Origin of the sequence: Plantibacter sp. VKM Ac-2876, from assembly GCF_015350715.1 — a bacterium.
Classification (GTDB): Bacteria; Actinomycetota; Actinomycetes; order Actinomycetales; family Microbacteriaceae; genus Plantibacter; species Plantibacter auratus.
Window position 1 is genome coordinate 597,140 of record NZ_JADKSI010000002.1, and the last position, 17,273, is coordinate 614,412.

At 69.6% G+C, this 17,273-nt stretch carries 15 protein-coding genes; 7 read left to right on the plus strand and 8 right to left on the minus strand.

Annotated features, from left to right (window positions below; genetic code table 11):
* Position 1: 1 nt before the first annotated feature.
* From ITJ62_RS09160 to ITJ62_RS09180, 5 genes are all read right to left on the minus strand, one after another.
* Positions 2 to 1,375, minus strand: a complete 1,374-nt coding sequence (locus tag ITJ62_RS09160) for a sensor domain-containing protein (protein WP_194601175.1) — start codon at positions 1,373 to 1,375, stop codon at positions 2 to 4.
* Between the two features lie 110 nt (positions 1,376 to 1,485).
* Positions 1,486 to 3,039: an amidohydrolase gene (locus tag ITJ62_RS09165; RefSeq protein WP_194601178.1), complete on the minus strand. Its 1,554-nt coding sequence runs from the start codon at positions 3,037 to 3,039 to the stop codon at positions 1,486 to 1,488.
* A 37-nt stretch (positions 3,040 to 3,076) separates the two neighbouring features.
* Positions 3,077 to 4,078, minus strand: a complete 1,002-nt coding sequence (locus ITJ62_RS09170; RefSeq protein ID WP_194601181.1) for an Fpg/Nei family DNA glycosylase — start codon at positions 4,076 to 4,078, stop codon at positions 3,077 to 3,079.
* Positions 4,079 to 4,140: 62 nt separating this feature from the next.
* Entirely contained in the window at positions 4,141 to 4,629 is a 489-nt protein-coding gene (locus ITJ62_RS09175; protein WP_085510673.1) for a ribose-5-phosphate isomerase, read from the minus strand.
* Between the two features lie 35 nt (positions 4,630 to 4,664).
* Positions 4,665 to 5,288: a DsbA family protein gene (locus tag ITJ62_RS09180; protein WP_194601198.1), complete on the minus strand. Its 624-nt coding sequence runs from the start codon at positions 5,286 to 5,288 to the stop codon at positions 4,665 to 4,667.
* Between the two features lie 143 nt (positions 5,289 to 5,431).
* Between ITJ62_RS09180 and pepN the strand changes: the two genes are divergently transcribed.
* From pepN to ITJ62_RS09210, 6 genes are all read left to right on the plus strand, one after another.
* Positions 5,432 to 7,975, plus strand: a complete 2,544-nt coding sequence (gene pepN / locus ITJ62_RS09185) for an aminopeptidase N (RefSeq protein WP_175116003.1) — start codon at positions 5,432 to 5,434, stop codon at positions 7,973 to 7,975.
* 144 nt (positions 7,976 to 8,119) lie between these two features.
* Complete coding sequence (locus ITJ62_RS09190; protein ID WP_194601201.1) at positions 8,120 to 9,409, plus strand: histidine kinase; 1,290 nt, start codon at positions 8,120 to 8,122, stop codon at positions 9,407 to 9,409.
* A complete protein-coding gene (locus tag ITJ62_RS09195; protein ID WP_194601204.1) occupies positions 9,406 to 10,080 on the plus strand; it encodes a response regulator transcription factor in 675 nt (224 codons plus the stop codon). Before ITJ62_RS09190 ends, ITJ62_RS09195 begins: the two co-directional genes overlap by 4 nt.
* Before the next feature lie 81 nt (positions 10,081 to 10,161).
* The gene (locus ITJ62_RS09200) at positions 10,162 to 11,169 is read left to right on the plus strand and encodes a mechanosensitive ion channel family protein (protein WP_079705699.1); all 1,008 of its coding nucleotides are present in this window, start codon (positions 10,162 to 10,164) and stop codon (positions 11,167 to 11,169) included.
* Between the two features lie 20 nt (positions 11,170 to 11,189).
* The gene (locus tag ITJ62_RS09205) at positions 11,190 to 11,594 is read left to right on the plus strand and encodes a globin (protein ID WP_079705698.1); all 405 of its coding nucleotides are present in this window, start codon (positions 11,190 to 11,192) and stop codon (positions 11,592 to 11,594) included.
* A gap of 55 nt (positions 11,595 to 11,649) precedes the next feature.
* On the plus strand, positions 11,650 to 13,332 hold the full coding sequence (locus tag ITJ62_RS09210) for an FAD-binding dehydrogenase (RefSeq protein ID WP_194601208.1): 1,683 nt from the start codon (positions 11,650 to 11,652) through the stop codon (positions 13,330 to 13,332).
* 3 nt (positions 13,333 to 13,335) lie between these two features.
* Here ITJ62_RS09210 and ITJ62_RS09215 read toward each other — a convergent pair whose 3' ends face one another.
* Positions 13,336 to 14,016, minus strand: coding sequence for a hypothetical protein (locus tag ITJ62_RS09215; protein WP_194601211.1), 681 nt, complete (start codon positions 14,014 to 14,016; stop codon positions 13,336 to 13,338).
* A gap of 126 nt (positions 14,017 to 14,142) precedes the next feature.
* On the opposite strand from ITJ62_RS09215, the gene ITJ62_RS09220 reads away from it, so the two are divergent.
* Complete coding sequence (locus ITJ62_RS09220; RefSeq protein WP_370581877.1) at positions 14,143 to 15,015, plus strand: acyl-CoA thioesterase; 873 nt, start codon at positions 14,143 to 14,145, stop codon at positions 15,013 to 15,015.
* Positions 15,016 to 15,025: 10 nt separating this feature from the next.
* Here ITJ62_RS09220 and ITJ62_RS09225 read toward each other — a convergent pair whose 3' ends face one another.
* Both ITJ62_RS09225 and ettA read right to left on the minus strand, forming a co-directional pair.
* Complete coding sequence (locus ITJ62_RS09225) at positions 15,026 to 15,499, minus strand: thioesterase family protein (RefSeq protein WP_194601214.1); 474 nt, start codon at positions 15,497 to 15,499, stop codon at positions 15,026 to 15,028.
* 85 nt (positions 15,500 to 15,584) lie between these two features.
* The gene (ettA, locus tag ITJ62_RS09230) at positions 15,585 to 17,267 is read right to left on the minus strand and encodes an energy-dependent translational throttle protein EttA (protein WP_085510665.1); all 1,683 of its coding nucleotides are present in this window, start codon (positions 17,265 to 17,267) and stop codon (positions 15,585 to 15,587) included.
* Between the last annotated feature and the right edge of the window lie 6 nt (positions 17,268 to 17,273).

Genomic DNA, 17,273 nt, shown 5'->3' on the forward strand with positions numbered 1-17,273 from the left:
TTCAGCCTACGGGGAGCGAGATCGACACGGCGCTGCCACGTACGACGCCGTCCCACACCGGCGCCGGCTCGATCGCCAGTCTCCCGCCGAGGCCCTGCGCGCGTTCCGTCAAGCCTGCGAGACCGTGGCCCGGTTCCAGGTGCGCGCCGCCCCGACCGTCATCCGTCACGCGGAGGGTGAGCCGAGAACCCAGCTGCTGGTCAACCGTCGCGTGGGCCTCGACGCCGGCGCGCCGCGCATCCGCATGCTTCGACACGTTGGTCAGGAGTTCGGCGACGATGAAGTAGACCCCACGTTCCGTCTCACGAGGCAGCGCAACCGATGAGACGACCGCCAGCTCCGTCCTCGTCGGCACCGGACACCGCGCGGCGAGGTCGTCGAGTGCGGCGACGAGGCCGCGGTCCTGCAGCAGTGGCGGCATCAGGCCTTTCGAGAGCGCACGGAGTTCGTCGAGCGTCTCGACGGCCTGGGCGCGCGCCTCGCCCAGGAGCGAGCGTGCGGAGGCGGGGTCCGTCTCCAGGCGTCGTTCGGCGGCCGCGAGATCCATCTGCAGCCGGACGAGTCGCTGCTGCGGACCATCGTGGATGTCCCGTTCGAGCCGCCGCACCGCACCCGCCTCAGCCGAGACGGCGGCACCGCGTGCACGCCGCTCCGCCAACAGCTCGGCTCGCAGTTCCTCCTGCGGCCGCGCACCGAACAGCCCGGAGGCGACGGCGTGGTGCAGCAGCACCAGCACCCGGAGGACCAGCGGGAGCGTCACGAGGAACACGACACCGAGCGCGAGATTCCAGAGCTTGTCGGCGAGCAACGCGTCCGACGGGTCCAGCGTGGGAGCCAGCAGCTCCGCGAAGCCCGAGGAGGAACGAGCCGAGAGCCGGTCCGCCCAGATCCAGTAGGTCGTGCCGGCGACGGCACCTACGGTCCAGGTGATGGTCAGCCCCCAGGTGATGCCCCCGACGATCGGGTTCACGAGGACCGTGTGCAGGGCCGCCAGCCACCAGCGCGGTCCGGCGAGTGGAGCGAGCACGGCACCCAGTGTCGTCTCGGCCCCGATGGACGACCGCCAGGCTCCTCGTCGGATCGGCGGGAGCCCCGTCGTGCGGAGACGCGCGACCTCGAGTTCCACGAACGCCCGCGAGACCCAGAGGCCTCCGACGACGATCAGGAGACCGATCCCCAGGATGGCGAGCCCGAAGCCGAGGGAGAGGATCACCACGGCGACGACGCCGCCGGCGATGACGATCGGCAGGTTGGGCAACAGGAACAGGAGTGATCCGGGGACGTCCAGCCAGAGCCGACCGTATCGCCATGCACCTCGGGTGGAGGGATCAGGCTTCGCCGACGCGTCGAGCTGTCGGCCGATGGCGGTGGTCATGAAGGAGGTCCTTTCGACGGAGCGGTCCCGGCTCTCGCACCGGGCTCACCTCAGTCTGTTCGGCTCCGCCGACGAACGGCATCCGGTGGACGCCCCGTTCCGCTCGGGGGTTATCCCCCGGCCGGGTGGACGGATGGAGCGGCCGTCAGGCGCCCACCCAGCATCGTCGCACGGACCGGCATGGTGCGCAGGGCCTCCGGCGCGCAGGAGAACGGGTCGAACCCGACGATGACGAGGTCGGCGGGGCGGCCGACGGCCACCACGTCGTCGTCTCCTCTGGTCGACGCCGCCAGTGCCTCCTCGACCGTGATGGCTTGTTCCCCGTGCCAGGCCTCGCGTCCATCGCGGCTGCGCGTCACGGCGGCGGCGATGGAGACCCACGGGTCGAGCGGAGCGACCGGGGCGTCGGAACCGAGTCGGAGCGTGGCGCCGGCGTCGAGGAGGCTGCGGAGCACGAAGGCACGGTCGGTGCGCCCGGCCCAGTGGACCTCGGCGATGTCCCGATCGTCCATCGCGTGTTCCGGCTGGACACTCGCAGCCGTTCCGGTCCGCGCGAACCGCTCCAGGTCCGACGCCCGGAGCAGCTGCGCGTGCTCGATCGTGCCCCTCGCGCCGGTCGTCTCGATGGCGTCGAGCGCGAGGGTGTTGGCGCGGTCACCGATGGCGTGCACCGCGCAGTGGAGGCCGTTGGCGGTCGCCAGGGTGAGCAATGCGGTGAGTCGCTCCGGCGGGACGTTGAGCATCCCGTGCGCGTCGGTTCCGGGAGCCGAACCCGGATAGGGCGCGTCGCAGCAGGCCGTCCGGGTGTTGAGGGATCCGTCGGTGATGACCTTGAACGGGCCGACCTGCACCAGGCCGTCCGTTCCGGCGAGCACTCCCCCGGTCACGAGCCCGGCGTCGATCGCGCGCTCGAGGTGCTCGGCGTACACACCGAAGGAGATGCGGAGCGCGCGGGTCCCGTTCCCGACCCGACGGATCCAGTCCGCGGCGTTCCAGCGCATCTCCAGGTCGACGACACCGACGACGCCGCGGGATGCCGCCTGATCGGCTGCGGCGTCGACCCAGCGGTCGGAGAGCTCGTCGGCGACCTGGTCGAGCTGTTTGAGGACGGCGAACGACTCCTCCTCCCGCAACAGGCCGGTGGGATGGTCGGCGAAGCCCGTGGCCCGGAGCGCCGCGCTGTTCAGCCAGCAGCAGTGGAGGTCGGCACTGACCAGCACGACCTCGCGGTCCGGGGCGATCGCGTCGAGCAGTGCGAACGTCGGCGTGTCCGGCCAGAGGGCGTCCCGGAACCTCGCGCCCTCGACCCAGCCGTCACCGTCGGCCTCCTGAGCGATCCGCTCAGCGACCAACTCGACCGCCTCTGCGGCGGATGCGGCCGAGGACAGGTCGACGCGCCTGGCCGTACGCGCCCACTGGGTGAAGTGCACGTGGTGGTCCCAGAGCCCGGGCAGGAGGAACCCACCACCGCCGTCCAACACACCGGGGTCGCTGCTCCGGAGGACCTCTGGGTCGGCGGGTCGGATCGCCACGATCGAGCCGTCCTCCAGCAGGACGTCGACCCGTTCGGCGTCGGACGAGCCTCCGCGGCGCGGTCCGGAGAGGTGCACGTCGGCGATCGTCGTGACGAGGTCGCCGTCAGGTCCAGGGCGGTGCTCGGTCATCACATCGGTCCTCGTCGGTTGGGCAGGCGGGTTCGGTTCAGCGCTGACAGTTCGGGCACCAGTACAGCTTGCGGGCGCCCATCTCCTCCAGGAGGATGTTCGTCCCGCAGACCCGGCACGGCAGTCCCTCCCGCTTGTAGACCCAGTGGCGATCAGCGCGGTTGGCCATCGCGAGGCGGTAGTCGGCAGCTGACAGGTCGTCCATCGTCATCATCTGGCCGGTCTCGACCCCGATCGCGAGCAACCGCGTCCAGTCGAGCCAGATCTCGCGAAGCGTCTCGACGGGGACCGTCTTCCCGGTGCGGTGCGGATCGAGACGGGCGCGGAACAGCAGTTCGGCGCGGTAGACGTTGCCGATCCCGCTGATGATCTGCTGATCCATGAGGAGCAGACCGATCGGGGAACCCTTGTGGTGTGCACGCGACACGAACCGCTCGCCCGCCTCCGCGCTCGGGTCGAGCAGTGGATCCGGTCCGAGCCGATCGATGACGGCCTGCACCCCGGCGGCGTCGATCACCTCGCAGGCGGTCGGCCCGCGGAGGTCCGCCACCGTCGTCTCGGTCAACAGCCGCACGCGCACCTGACCCACCGGTTCGGGTGGGAACCGGTCGTCGATCTCGGCGAGTGGACTCGACTGCTCGGACATCCGGACCCTGGCCCGGCGCGGTGCACCGATGCTGTGCAGGGAGTTCTCCCCGTCCGCATCGTGGATCGGCGCATCGTCGTCGTCGAGCACCGTGCCGCGCTGGTTCGTCTGCCCCATGCGGCCGTTCGAGGCGGCGATGGTCGGGTCCGACCGGATCTCACCGGCGAAGTCCCACGCGCCGTACAGACCGAGGTGCACCCGCAACCACAGTCCGTCGTCGAACTCGAGGAACATCTGCTTGCCCACGGCCTTGGCGTCGGTGACCGTCCGGCCGTCGAGCACGGCGGCACCCTCAGCGAAGCGCCCCTGGGGAGACGACACGGCGACCCGGTGTCCGACGAAGTTCTGAGCGAACTGTCGGGCGATGCGATGGACGGAGTGCCCCTCGGGCATGGTGACTCCTCACTCGGTGGGGGCGCGATCCGGCGCGCCGCGCGGTGGCGGTGGAGGACGCGTCAGGCGTCGACGTGCTTGCCGGCGATGGTGCCGGTCGCCTCGAATTCGGCGAGCTGCGCGATCCGACGGGCGTGACGTTCCTCGAGGCTGAACGGCTCGGCGATGAACGCGTCGATGAAGGACACCGCCTCGTCGGTGCTGTGCTGACGCGCACCGATCGAGATGACGTTGGCGTCGTTGTGCTGCCGAGCCAGCTGCGCCGTGCTGAGGTTCCAGACGAGCGCCGCGCGGACACCGACGACCTTGTTCGCGGCGATCTGCTCGCCGTTGCCCGAGCCGCCGAACACCACGCCGAGGGCGTCAACACCGGCCTGCTGGTCGCGCACGACGGCCTTCGCCGCGTTGATGCAGAACGCCGGGTAGTCGTCCAACGCGTCGTACTCGGCCGGGCCGTGGTCGACGACGTCGTGACCGGCTGCGCGCAGGTGGTCCTGCAGGAACTGACTGAGCTCGAGACCGGCGTGATCGGTGGCGATGTGGATGCGCATGTGGAAAGTCTAGGGTTCCGGGCGCCGGCGTCGCGTCAGTCGAAGATCGGGTCCGCCGTGCGGCTGCGCTTCAGCTCGAAGAAGCCCGGGTAGGCGGCAGCGGCGACGACACCGTCCCACAGCGCGAGCGCCTGCTCGCCCTTCGGCGCCGGCGAGATGACGGGTCCGAAGAACGCCACGTCGTCGATCGCGATGACGGGGGTGCCGACGTCCTGACCGACCCGTCCGATGCCGTCGAAGTGACTCTCGCGCATGGGCCCGTCGTAGGCGTCCGTCGTCGACGCTTCGGCGAGCGCCGCCGGGAGCCCGGTCTCGGCGAGGGCTTCGGCGATCACGGCGTCGACGTCCTCCGCGCGTCCGCCGGGGTGGATCCGCGTTCCGAGCGCGTCGTAGAGCGGCTTGACGACCGCGTGTCCGTGTTCGGCTGCGGCAGCGGCGACGAGCCGGGTGTATCGGAGCGCCCGGGGGAAGAAGGCCCGGTAGTCGTCGCTGACGTCCTGGTCCTCGTTGAGGACGGCGAGGCTCATGATGTGCCAGTGGACGTCGAGGTTCCGGGCTTCGGTGACCTCGTCGACCCAACGCGAGGTCATCCAGGCCCACGGGCAGGAGGGGTCGAACCAGAAGTCGACGCGGGTGTTGTCTGCAGCGGTAGTCGTCATGTCGTCACCCTACGCGCCGATCCCCCGTCGACTCCCCCGAAACGGACGGACGGCGGGTCTAGGCTGGTTGACCGTGCCGCGGTCGTCACGAGCGACCACGTGCAGTTCACACGTCACGTGTCCATCAACACCAGGGAGCAGTTGTGCCAGGAGAGAACCTCACCCGAGTCGAAGCCCAGGAGCGCAGGGCGCTCGTCGACACGTCGAGCTACGAGGTCGTGCTCGACCTCACGACCGGTCCCGAGGTGTTCCGCAGCACCACGACGGTGCGCTTCACCGGTGAACCGGGCGCCTCGACCTTCATCGACGCCATGACGCGCACCGTCCACTCCGTCACGCTGAACGGCGTCGAGCTTGACCCGTCGACCGTCTCCGACGGCGTGCGCATCCAGCTCGACGGCCTCGCTGCGGAGAACGTGCTCGTCGTCGACGCGGACGCCGAGTACACCAACACCGGTGAGGGCCTCCACCGCTTCGTCGACCCCGTCGACGGCGAGGTGTACCTGTACAGCCAGTTCGAGGTGCCGGACTCCCGTCGGGTGTTCGCGGTCTTCGAGCAGCCCGATCTGAAGGCGACGTTCACCTTCACGATCACGGCGCCCGCGGCCTGGCAGGTCGTCAGCAACTCCCCGACGCCTGAGCCGGTACCGGCGCACGACGGCGCGGCGACCTGGAGCTTCGCACCCACGCAGCGCATCTCCTCCTACATCACCGCGATCGTGGCCGGCCCGTACGACGTGGTGCGCAGCGAGCTCACCTCGAGCGACGGCCGAACCATCCCGCTGGGCGTCTTCGCGCGGAAGAGCCTGGCGGAGTACCTCGACGCCGACTACATCTTCGAGAAGACGCGTCAGGGCTTCGCTTACTACGAGGAGAAGTTCGCGTACCCGTACCCGTTCGAGAAGTACGACCAGCTCTTCGTCCCCGAGTTCAACGCGGGCGCGATGGAGAACGCCGGCGCGGTGACCTTCACCGAGACCTACGTGTTCCGCTCGAAGGTGACCGACGCGATCAAGGAGCGCCGAGTCGTCACGATCCTGCACGAGCTCGCCCACATGTGGTTCGGCGACCTCGTCACCATGAAGTGGTGGAACGACCTGTGGTTGAACGAGTCGTTCGCCGAATGGGCTTCGACGATCGCCACCGCTGAGGCCACCGAGTGGACCGAGGCGTGGACGACGTTCAACGCGATGGAGAAGACCTGGGCCTACCGCCAGGACCAGCTGCCGTCGACGCACCCCATCGTCGCGACCATCAACGATCTCGAGGACGTCCAGGTCAACTTCGACGGCATCACCTACGCCAAGGGCGGCTCCGTCCTGAAGCAGCTCGCCGCCTGGGTGGGCATCGAGGCGTTCTTCGCCGGCGTCGGCAACTACTTCCGCAAGCACGAGTTCGGCAACACCGTGCTGGACGATCTGCTCGTCGAGCTCGAGGCGACGAGCGGCCGCGACCTCCGCGAGTGGTCCAAGCTGTGGCTCGAGACCGCCGGGGTCGGGACGTTGAGTCCGGAGTTCACGGTCGACGCCGACGGTGCGTTCACCGCGTTCGCCGTCCGTCAGACGGTCCCCGCGGACTACGACACGCTGCGTCCGCACCGCCTCGCCATCGGCCTGTACCGGCTGCAGGACGGCAAGCTCGTCCGCACCCGACGCGTCGAACTCGACGTCGACGGGGCGCTCACCGAGGTGCCGGAGCTCGTCGGTGAGACCCAGCCCGACCTGGTGCTGCTGAACGACGACGACCTCGCCTACGCGAAGATCCGCCTCGACGAGCGGTCGCTCGCGACGGCGATCGGCCACCTCGCCTCGATCGAGGACCCGCTCGCACGCTCGCTGGTCTGGGGTGCTGCCTGGGACGCGACCCGCGACGCCGAGTCGAGCGCCTCCGACTACGTGGAGCTCGTCCTCGGGAACATCGCCACGGAGACCGAGTCGACGACCCTGCGCACCACGCTCGGCCAGCTCGGTCTGGCCGCGCGCAACTACGTCGCTCCGGAACGCCGCCTGGCGACCATCTCGCGGGTCGGCGACGCGCTCTGGACGCTCGCCCAGGAGGCGGAGGCCGGCTCCGACGCGCAGTTCCAGTTCGTGAAGTTCTTCGCCGCCCTCGCCTCGACCCCCGAGCACGGCGAGCACCTGCGTGCACTGCGCGACGGCTCCGCGGCACTCCCGGGCCTGGAGATCGACACCGACCTCCGCTGGGAGCTCCTCGAAGGCCTGGTCCTCCTCGGTCTCGCGGACGGTTCGGACATCGATGCGGCGCTCGCCGAGGACAACACGGCGAACGGTGCGCAGGCGGCCGCTCGTGCACGGGCGACGATCCCCACCGTCGAGGGCAAGCGCGCAGCGTTCGACTCGGTCGTCGAGCACGACGACCAGCCGAACGCGATCGTCCGGAACGTCGGTCTCGGGTTCGGGCACGTCATCGACCCGGCCGTCCTGCAGCCGCTCGTCGAGCCGTACTTCGCCGCGCTCACCTCGGTCTGGGAGTCGCGCAGCTACAAGATCGCCGAGTACATCGTCGAGGGGCTCTACCCGGCGGCGCTCGCCTCCACCGAGCTCCGCGACCGCACCCGCGCGTGGTTGGAAGCCAACGCCGATGTCCCGGCACTCCGACGCATGCTCGTCGAAGCCCTCGCCGGGGTCGAGCGGGCACTCGCGGCACAGGCACGGGACGCCGCGTGATCCACTCGGCCGGATAGCACTCCGGTACCAGGATCCTCTGGCGAGAACCCCTCCACGGCACGACCCGCTGTGGAGGGGTTCTCCGTATCCTGGAGGGATGCGCCGACCAGAGAACGACGACCGACCCTTAGGGTCGTCCTCGTCGTGACCGCTCGGAAGCCGTCCTCCGACCGGGACCGGGCCGCGACGGAGGCCGCACTGATGCTCCCGCGCCCACCCGGGGTCGTCCGACGCTGGTGGTCGAGGCATCCGTGGACCGCCGACTCGCTCATCGCCGCCGGGTACCTCCTCGTCGCGCTCTCGGTCAGCACCGTCGAGTGGTTCGACGTCGACCTGGCGGCCCAGCCCGGTCGCATCGCCCTCGCCGTCGCGATCGTGGGCATCACGACGCTCGCCGTCCTGCTCAGGCGACGGCGCCCGCTCGCGATGACCGTGCTCGTCATCGCGGTCGGGCTCGTCTCGGTCGCGCAGACGGTGGGCGTCGATGCGTTCGCGGTGCCGATACTGCTCTACTCGGTGGCCGTGTACCGGACCGTCGCACTCGGCTGGCAGGCCTTCGCCGCCGCCGCGGTCGTCGCCGTCCTCGCCCCGTTCCTGCCCTGGGCCGCACCACATGAGCCGGGAGAGCCGCAGCAGACCATCATCTCGGTCGTCCTCTTCGCGCTCTTCGGGCTGCTGATCGGGATCAACGTCGGCAATCGCAAGCGGTACGTCGAAGCACTCGTCGATCGGGCGGCGCAGCTGGCCCGCGAGCGCGACCAGCAGGCCCAGCTCGCCGCCGTCGCCGAGCGGACCCGCATCGCCCGCGAGATGCACGACATCGTCTCCCACAGTCTCACCGTCATCGTCGCGCTCAGCGAGGGGGCCCTGGCGACGAAGGACACGACGGCGTCCCGGTCCGCCATGACCGCCGTCACCGACGCCGCCCGGGGCTCCCTCGTCGACATGCGACGCATGCTGGGCGTCCTCCGCGAGACCGGCAGCGCACCCCTCGCACCGCAACCCGACGCCGCGTCGATCCCCGCGCTCGTCGAGACCTTCCGCGGGCTCGGCCTGCCGGTCGCACTCACCGTCTCGGGGCCGTCGACGGACGACCCGTCGATCCTCCTCGCCGTGCACCGGATCACGCAGGAGGCACTCACGAACGCGCTGCGGTACTCGGAGCGGCCGAAGCGCGTCGACGTCGTCATCACCACCGACGACGAGCACCTCGAGCTCATCGTCGAGAACGACGGGTCCATTCCGGACGCGCCGTCGCTCGGCGCCGGCCAGGGGTTGCTGGGCCTCCGCGAACGCGTCGCGTTCCAAGGGGGTCGGGTCACCGCCGGAGCCGTCGGCGATCGGCTGTGGCGCGTCCATGCCGTCCTCCCCCTGGAACCACGCCCGTCGAGAACGTCCCCGCTGACCACCGAACCACGAGGAACCACACCATGACCGACCCCGTCCGCATCCTGCTCGTCGACGACCAACAGCTCATCCGGCTCGGATTCGGTCTCGTGCTCGGCGCAGAGGACGATCTGGACGTGGTCGGTGAGGCTTCGAACGGCGCCGAGGCGATCCACCTCGCCGCCACCCTGCGGCCCGACGTGATCCTCATGGACGTCCGGATGCCGGGACTCGACGGGATCGAGGCGACCAGGAGGATCGTCGCCGCGAACCCCGACAGCCGCATCATCATCCTGACCACCTTCGACCTCGACGAGTACGCCTTCGGAGCGCTGCGGGCCGGCGCGAGCGGCTTCCTCCTGAAAGACGCCCTGCCGAACGAGCTGACGTCCGCGATCCGCGCGGTCCACGCGGGCGACGCCGCCGTCTCGACCCGCATCACGAAGCGGATGCTCGAACTCTTCGCGACGGCCCTCCCCGGCACGCCCGCGGCCGCCGAGGACGGCTCGACAGCAGAACTCGCCGAGCTGACACCGCGGGAGCACGACATCCTCGTCGCCATGGCCGAGGGACTGAGCAACGCGGAGATCGCCGCCCACTTCGTCCTCTCCGAGTCGACGGTGAAGACGCACGTCGGTCGAGTGCTCATGAAGCTGCAGCTGCGCGACCGCGTCCAGGCGGTCATCTTCGCCTACAAGCACGGACTCGTGCGTCCATGACCGTTCACGCAGGCACCGTCCGGCTCGCACTCGGGCGGCTCACACGGTTCACTCCGAGTCGCTCGATACACTGAGGCCCATATGAACTGGGATGAGATCTGGCCTGACGTGACCGCCTTCCTCTGGACGGCGGGGTGGAAGATCATCGGCGTGGTGGTCGTGATCGGCCTGGCGTTCGCCGCCGCATGGGTGCTCCGATTCGTCATCCGACGCGTCGTCGGCCGCATCGTGAGCGGCGTCAAGAAGAGCGCCGACGTCACCGACACGCAATCGCTGCTCGCCTCGCCACTCGCCGCCGTCCGACTCGTCCAACGCACGCGGACCCTCGGCACCGTGCTCAGCAACATCGTCAACGTCACCATCGTCATCGTCGCGGCCATCCTCGTCGTCAACGTCATCGACTCGAGCATCATCGGCTCCTTCGCCCTGCTGACGGCCGCGGTCGGTGCCGGTCTCGGTTTCGGCGCGCAGAACATCGTCAAGGACATCCTCAACGGCCTGTTCATGGTGGTCGAGGACCAACTGGGCGTGGGCGACGTGGTCGACCTCGGGCCCGCCACCGGCGTCGTCGAGACCGTCGGCATCCGGATCACCCAGGTACGCGACGTCAACGGCACGCTCTGGTTCGTCCGCAATGGCGAGATCCTGCGGGTCGGCAACATGTCGCAGGGCTGGTCGCGGGTCATCATCGACCTGGCGATCCCGTACGACACCGACGTCGAGGCCGTCCAGGAGCGCATGCTCGACACGGCGAACGAACTCGCCCACGACCCCAAGTGGCGCTCCCGCATCCTCGAGAAGCCCGAGCTGTGGGGCCTCGAGTCGATCTCGGGCGACGCCCTCGTCATCCGCCTGGTCATCAAGACGCGCACGAGTGCCAAGGACGACGTGGCTCGCGAACTGCGGATGCGGTTGAAGCGGGCCGTCGACGAGATGGACGTCAAGCTGCCGTCGCTCAACAGCATCGTCCTCTCGGGCTTCGAGGGTGCCGCAAGCGTGACCGGTTCGCGTCCCCCGCGCACCCACCCGACCACGGTGGTCCCGCCGCGGGCGCCGAAGACCAAGCGACCCCCGAGAGGGCAGCAGTGACCGACTCCCAGGCACCAGGCATGTCCTTCTACGAGCAGGTCGGCGGACACGCCACCTTCAAGGCCCTCGTGGACGAGTTCTACCGCGGCGTGGCCGGCGACCCCGTCCTGAAACCGATGTACCCCGAGGAGGACCTCGGTCCGGCCGCCGACCGGCTGATGCTCTTCCTCGAGCAGTACTGGGGTGGGCCGGGCACCTACAGCGCCGAACGCGGCCACCCGCGTCTCCGGCTCCGACACCAGCCCTTCCACGTGAACCCCGACGCTCGCGACCGCTGGCTGCTGCACATGCGCGCCGCCGTCGACAGCCTCGACCTCGCGCCGGTGCACGAGGCGACGCTCTGGGACTACCTCGAGCGGGCAGCCCACGCCATGGTCAACACCTTCGACGAGGATCCAGGGGCACCGCGCCGCAGTCTCCTCTGATTCCGGCCGCACGGTCGTAGGATCGGACGCACGTCCGTGCCGAAGGAGTCAGCAGATGCCAGCAGCCGTCCCTCCCAACCCGTCCGCCGATCGAACCGAGGCCGACGCGATCGTGATCGGCAGCGGGCTGGCCGGGCTCGTCGCCGCCGCAGAGCTCATCGACGCCGGCAAGCGGGTCATCCTGCTCGAACAGGAGCCGGAGTCGAACCTCGGTGGCCAGGCGCACTGGTCGTTCGGCGGCCTGTTCCTGATCGACTCCCCCGAGCAGCGCCACCTCGGCGTCCGTGATTCGCTCGAGCTCGCGACCCAGGACTGGTTCGGTGCCGCAGCGTTCGACCGCCCCGAGGACCACTGGCCGGGGCGCTGGGCGGAGGCGTACCTCGATTTCGCCGCGGGCGAGAAGCGCGCCTGGCTCCACGAGCAGGGCATGCGGTTCTTCCCGGTCGTCGGCTGGGCGGAACGGGGCGGTTACGGCGCCATCGGCCACGGCAACTCCGTTCCCCGCTTCCACATCACCTGGGGCACCGGACCCGGTGTCGTCGCGCCCTTCGTCCGACGGGTGAACGCCGGCGTCGAGGACGGCTCGGTGTCGGCTCACTTCCGGCATCGTGTGGACGAGCTGCTCACCGAGGACGGTGCGGTCGTCGGCGTACGCGGCTCCGTGCTCGCCCCGTCGCATGCCGAGCGCGGAGCTCCGAGCACGCGTGAGGTCGTCGGCGAGTTCTCGTGCAGGGCGCCCGCGGTGCTCGTCGCAAGCGGTGGCATCGGAGGGAACCACGACCTCGTCCGCGAACAGTGGCCCGCCCGGCTCGGGACGCCGCCGACGACCATGCTCTCCGGAGTACCCGCGCACGTCGACGGACGCATGCTGGCGATCAGCGAGCGCGCGGGCGGGCGTCTCATCAACGGCGACCGGATGTGGCACTACGTCGAAGGCATCACCAACTGGGATCCGATCTGGCCGCAGCACGGCATCAGGATCCTGCCGGGGCCGTCGTCGCTCTGGTTCGACGCGACCGGGAAGCGACTCCCGGTGCCGCTCTTCCCGGGCTTCGACACGCTCGGTACCCTCGCGCACCTGCGTGCCACCGGCCACGACCACAGCTGGTTCGTGTTGACCCAGCGGATCATCGAGAAGGAGTTCGCACTGTCGGGGAGCGAGCAGAACCCCGACCTCACCGGGAAGGACCTCGGGCTGCTCGCGAAGCGCATCGGCCCGGGAGCGCCCGGACCGGTCGAGGCGTTCAAGGAGCACGGCGCGGACTTCGTCGTCGCCGACACGCTCACCGAGCTGATCGCCGGCATGCAGGAGCTGAGCCCGGAGACGCCCATCGACGCGGCGAACGTCATCGCCGAGGTGGAGGCCCGCGATCGCGAGATCGACAACCCGTTCACGAAGGACCTGCAGATCACGGCGCTCCGCGGTGCCCGCTCCTACCGGGGCGACAAACTCATCCGCGTCGCCGCACCGCACCGGCTCCTCGATCCGAAGGCCGGACCGCTCATCGCGGTGAAGCTGCACGTCCTGACCCGTAAGAGCCTCGGTGGGCTCGAGACCGACCTCGCGAGTCGGGTCCTCGGCCCGGACGGGAACCCGGTGCCCGGCCTCTACGCCGCCGGTGAGGCGGCTGGCTTCGGCGGTGGAGGGATCCACGGCTACCGCGCGCTCGAGGGGACCTTCCTCGGCGGCTGTCTGTTCAGCGGTCGGACCGCCGGCCGCGCGATGGCCGCCGGCTAAGGATCAGGACACGGCGCCCGCGAGCACATGCCCGCGTCGGGTGCTCAAGCGGACCCATCCGCCTGAGCGGAAGACGGCCGCGCGTTCCGGCTCGGCGATGAAGCCGAGGCCCACCGCGGCGAACGCGGCACCGGTCGGGAGTCCGTGGCCGTCGCCGAGGGGCCGGGACCAGACCTGCGACCGCACCTTCTGGACGATCTGATCGCCCACCGCTGTGGGGAGCGTCTCGGCGATCTCCGAGGCCCCCGTCCTGGCGACGAGTTCGAGCTCGATGGTGTCCACGTCGCCCGCACGTTCCCAGCCGCCACGGGGCGGTGCCTGTCCGACCCACGGGGCCGTCCTCGTGGACGGCGGCAGCTCGAGCGGCACGGTCTCGCGGGCATCCGCGACCAGGTCGTCGGCATCGACGCCGCCGAGCGTGCGGACGATGCGGTCGATGAGTTCACGCGGGGTCGCGAGGACGTCGGCCGTCGCCGGTTCGGCGAGTGCGAAGGTGCGCATCCCGATGATCGTCGGACTCCGGTCGAGCAGACCCTGCGGGTGCAGCACCGGAGCGGAGACCGCCAGCACGTCCCCGGCAGCCAGGAGTCGCACACCGGAGTCGTCGATCCGGGCGGCGCGTGCGAGGAAGGTGCGGAGGTCGGCGAGCGAGGTGGCGTCGAGGAGCTGCAAGGTGGTGGACATCTCCTCTCAATCTACGCCACCGCCGCGTGCGCTCCGGCACCGCGTCGTCAGGGCCTGGATAGACTCGGCGAGTCGGGTCGGGCATCGACGACCGAGCCTCGACCCCCGGATGAAAGGCGTGTTCGCGTGAAGGAACCGATCCACTCCCTGCTCACCGCACTCGACCTCAGCGCTCCCGGTGTCCGGACCGACGAGGACATCTTCACCGGTCCGTCCCAATGGATGCCACAGGGGCGGGTCTTCGGTGGTCAGGTGCTCGCCCAGTCCGTCGTCGCCGCGACCCGGACCGTCGACGCCGAGCGCATCATCCACTCGATGCACGGGTACTTCCTCCGACCGGGCGACGTCGACCTGCCGATCACCTTCGCGGTCGACCGCATCCACGACGGACGCTCGTTCGCCACCCGGCGCACCCAGGCATACCAGAACGGGGTGCCGATCCTCTCGATGATCGCGTCCTTCCAGACCCAGGACGAGGGCCCGGAGCATCAGATCGAGCTGCCCGACGGGATCCCGGACCCGGAGACCCTCCCGTCAGCCGCCGAGCTCCTCAGCGGGATCGACCACCCGGCCGCCGAGGCGTGGGCGACGGGACGCCCCTTCGACCTCCGACACGTCGGCTCCCCCGTCTACCTCCGGGTGGAGGGCGAGCGGACCACCCGGCAAGCCGTGTGGTTCAAGACGATCGAGGACCTGCCCGACGACCCGGCGCTGCACCGTGCCGCGCTCGCCTACGCGAGTGACTACACGATCCTGGAGCCGGTGCTCCGTCGTCACGGCGTCCCGTGGGCCACCCCGGGCATCAAGATCGCCAGTCTCGACCACGCCATGTGGTGGCACCGACCCGCCCGCGTCGACGAGTGGCTGCTCTACCTGCAGGATTCCCCGAGCGCGACCGGCGGACGAGGTCTGTCCCTCGGGCGCATCTACGATCGTGCGGGTCGCCTCGTCGCGAGCGTCGCCCAGGAGGGCATGGTGCGGTTCCCGATGCCTCGGTGACCGGCGTCGCTCAGCGCCGCGAGAACTCGATCGGATCCTCGAGGAACGGCTCCCAAGCGGTACGTTCGACGTCCGAGATCCGGCGCGGCTTCAGCGTCTTGGCGTCCACCATGACGACCGTCGTGGAAGCCCGGGCGTACAGCGTCTGCGATGCCCCGCCGAGCGGCGAGTAGACCTCGTACGCGACCTGCAGGCTGGCTCCACCGATCTTGCCCATCCAGAGCTGGACGTCGAGCGGATCGCGCTGGTACGGGATCGGGGCCAGGTACTCGATCTCCTGGTGCGCCACGAGCGTCAGCGTCTCGGCCTCGAGGCTCGCATCGATGACCGCGGTCGGCGGGACGTCCTCCGACGCCAGCGTCGGGATCCAGAAGACGCGGACGCGCGCCTCCTCCAGCAGCTTGAGCATCGAGGCGTTGTTGACGTGGTTGAAGGCGTCGAGGTCGCCCCACCGCAGTGGGATCGGCACGTGGAGTCTGGTCATTGCTGGGCCCTCCGTGGGTCGGACGTACGGGTCGTGAACGGACGACGGCCCACCGGCAGAAGCCGATGGGCCGTTCGCACGAGTCCTAGTCGCGCGTGAGCTTGCGGTAGGCGGAGCGGTGCGGTTTGGCCGCGTCCGGTCCGAGGCGCTTGATCTTGTCCTCTTCGTAGGACTCGAAGTTCCCCTCGAACCAGTGCCAGTTCGACGGGTTCTCCTCGGTGCCCTCGTACGACAGGATGTGCGTCGCGATGCGGTCGAGGAACCACCGGTCGTGGGTGATGACCACGGCGCAACCCGGGAACTCGAGGAGCGCGTTCTCGAGGCTCGAGAGCGTCTCGACGTCGAGGTCGTTGGTCGGTTCGTCGAGCAGCAGGAGGTTACCGCCCTGCTTGAGCGTCAGCGCGAGGTTCAGTCGGTTGCGCTCACCACCGGAGAGGACGCCGGCCTTCTTCTGCTGGTCCGGGCCCTTGAACCCGAAGGTCGACACGTAGGCGCGGGACGGGATCTCCTGGTTGCCGACCTGGATGTAGTCGAGCCCTTCGGACACGACCTCCCAGAGCGTCTTGTTGGGGTCGATGCCCCCACGGGACTGGTCGACGTAGGAGAGCTTCACGGTCTCGCCGACCTTGAGCTCGCCGGCGTCGAGCGGCTCGATGCCGACGATGGTCTTGAACAGCGTGGTCTTACCGACACCGTTCGGGCCGATGATGCCGACGATGCCGTTGCGCGGGAGGCTGAAGGAGAGGTCGTCGATGAGGACGCGTCCGTCGAAGCCCTTCTCGAGCTTCTTGGCCTCGAGGACCGTCGAGCCGAGTCGCGGACCGGCGGGGATCTGGATCTCCTCGAAGTCGAGCTTCCTGGTGCGCTCGGCCTCCGTCGCCATCTCCTCGTAGCGAGCGAGACGAGCCTTCGACTTCGCCTGGCGGCCCTTCGCGTTGCTGCGGACCCACTCGAGTTCGCTCGCGAGTCGCTTGGCGAGCTTCGCGTCCTTCTTGCCCTGGACGTTGAGACGCTCGCCCTTCTTCTCGAGGTAGGTGGAGTAGTTGCCTTCGTAGGGGTACAGGCGACCGCGGTCGACCTCACAGATCCACTCTGCGACGTGGTCGAGGAAGTACCGGTCGTGGGTGACGGCGAGCACGGCGCCCGCGTACTGAGCGAGATGCTGCTCGAGCCAGAGCACGCTCTCGGCGTCGAGGTGGTTGGTGGGCTCGTCGAGGAGCAGGAGGTCGGGCTTCTGCAGGAGGAGCTTGCAGAGGGCGACGCGGCGCTTCTCACCACCGGACAGGTGGGCGACCGTGGCGTCGGACGGCGGGCAGCGCAAGGCGTCCATCGCCTGCTCCAGCTGCGAGTCGAGGTCCCAGGCGTCAGCGGCGTCGATCGCCTCCTGCAGCACGCCCATCTCGGCGAGCAGGGCGTCGAAGTCGGCGTCGGGCTCGGCCATCGCGAGCGAGATCTCGTTGAAGCGGTCGATCTTGCCCTTGATCTCGCCGACGCCCTCCTGGACGTTCTCGAGCACCGTCTTGTCCTCGTCGAGTTCCGGCTCCTGCATGAGGATGCCGACGCTGAAGCCCGGCGTGAGCTTCGCCTCGCCGTTCGAGGGGGTGTCGATCCCCGCCATGATCTTCAGGATCGTGGACTTACCGGCACCGTTCGGGCCGACGACGCCGATCTTCGCTCCGGGCAGGAACGCCATCGTCACGTCGTCGAGGATGAGCTTGTCGCCGACCGCCTTGCGGGCGCGGACCATCGAGTAAATGTATTCAGCCATGTCGCC

Coding starts and splice junctions, on each gene's coding strand:
- ITJ62_RS09195 (WP_194601204.1), top strand. CDS start 9,406: ATGACCGACCCCGTCCGCATCCTGCTCGTCGACGACCAACAGCTCATC.
- ettA (WP_085510665.1), bottom strand. CDS start 17,267: ATGGCTGAATACATTTACTCGATGGTCCGCGCCCGCAAGGCGGTCGGC.
- ITJ62_RS09210 (WP_194601208.1), top strand. CDS start 11,650: ATGCCAGCAGCCGTCCCTCCCAACCCGTCCGCCGATCGAACCGAGGCC.
- ITJ62_RS09205 (WP_079705698.1), top strand. CDS start 11,190: ATGTCCTTCTACGAGCAGGTCGGCGGACACGCCACCTTCAAGGCCCTC.
- ITJ62_RS09180 (WP_194601198.1), bottom strand. CDS start 5,288: ATGACGACTACCGCTGCAGACAACACCCGCGTCGACTTCTGGTTCGAC.
- ITJ62_RS09215 (WP_194601211.1), bottom strand. CDS start 14,016: ATGTCCACCACCTTGCAGCTCCTCGACGCCACCTCGCTCGCCGACCTC.
- ITJ62_RS09160 (WP_194601175.1), bottom strand. CDS start 1,375: ATGACCACCGCCATCGGCCGACAGCTCGACGCGTCGGCGAAGCCTGAT.
- ITJ62_RS09170 (WP_194601181.1), bottom strand. CDS start 4,078: ATGCCCGAGGGGCACTCCGTCCATCGCATCGCCCGACAGTTCGCTCAG.
- ITJ62_RS09225 (WP_194601214.1), bottom strand. CDS start 15,499: ATGACCAGACTCCACGTGCCGATCCCACTGCGGTGGGGCGACCTCGAC.
- ITJ62_RS09175 (WP_085510673.1), bottom strand. CDS start 4,629: ATGCGCATCCACATCGCCACCGATCACGCCGGTCTCGAGCTCAGTCAG.
- ITJ62_RS09200 (WP_079705699.1), top strand. CDS start 10,162: ATGAACTGGGATGAGATCTGGCCTGACGTGACCGCCTTCCTCTGGACG.
- ITJ62_RS09165 (WP_194601178.1), bottom strand. CDS start 3,039: ATGACCGAGCACCGCCCTGGACCTGACGGCGACCTCGTCACGACGATC.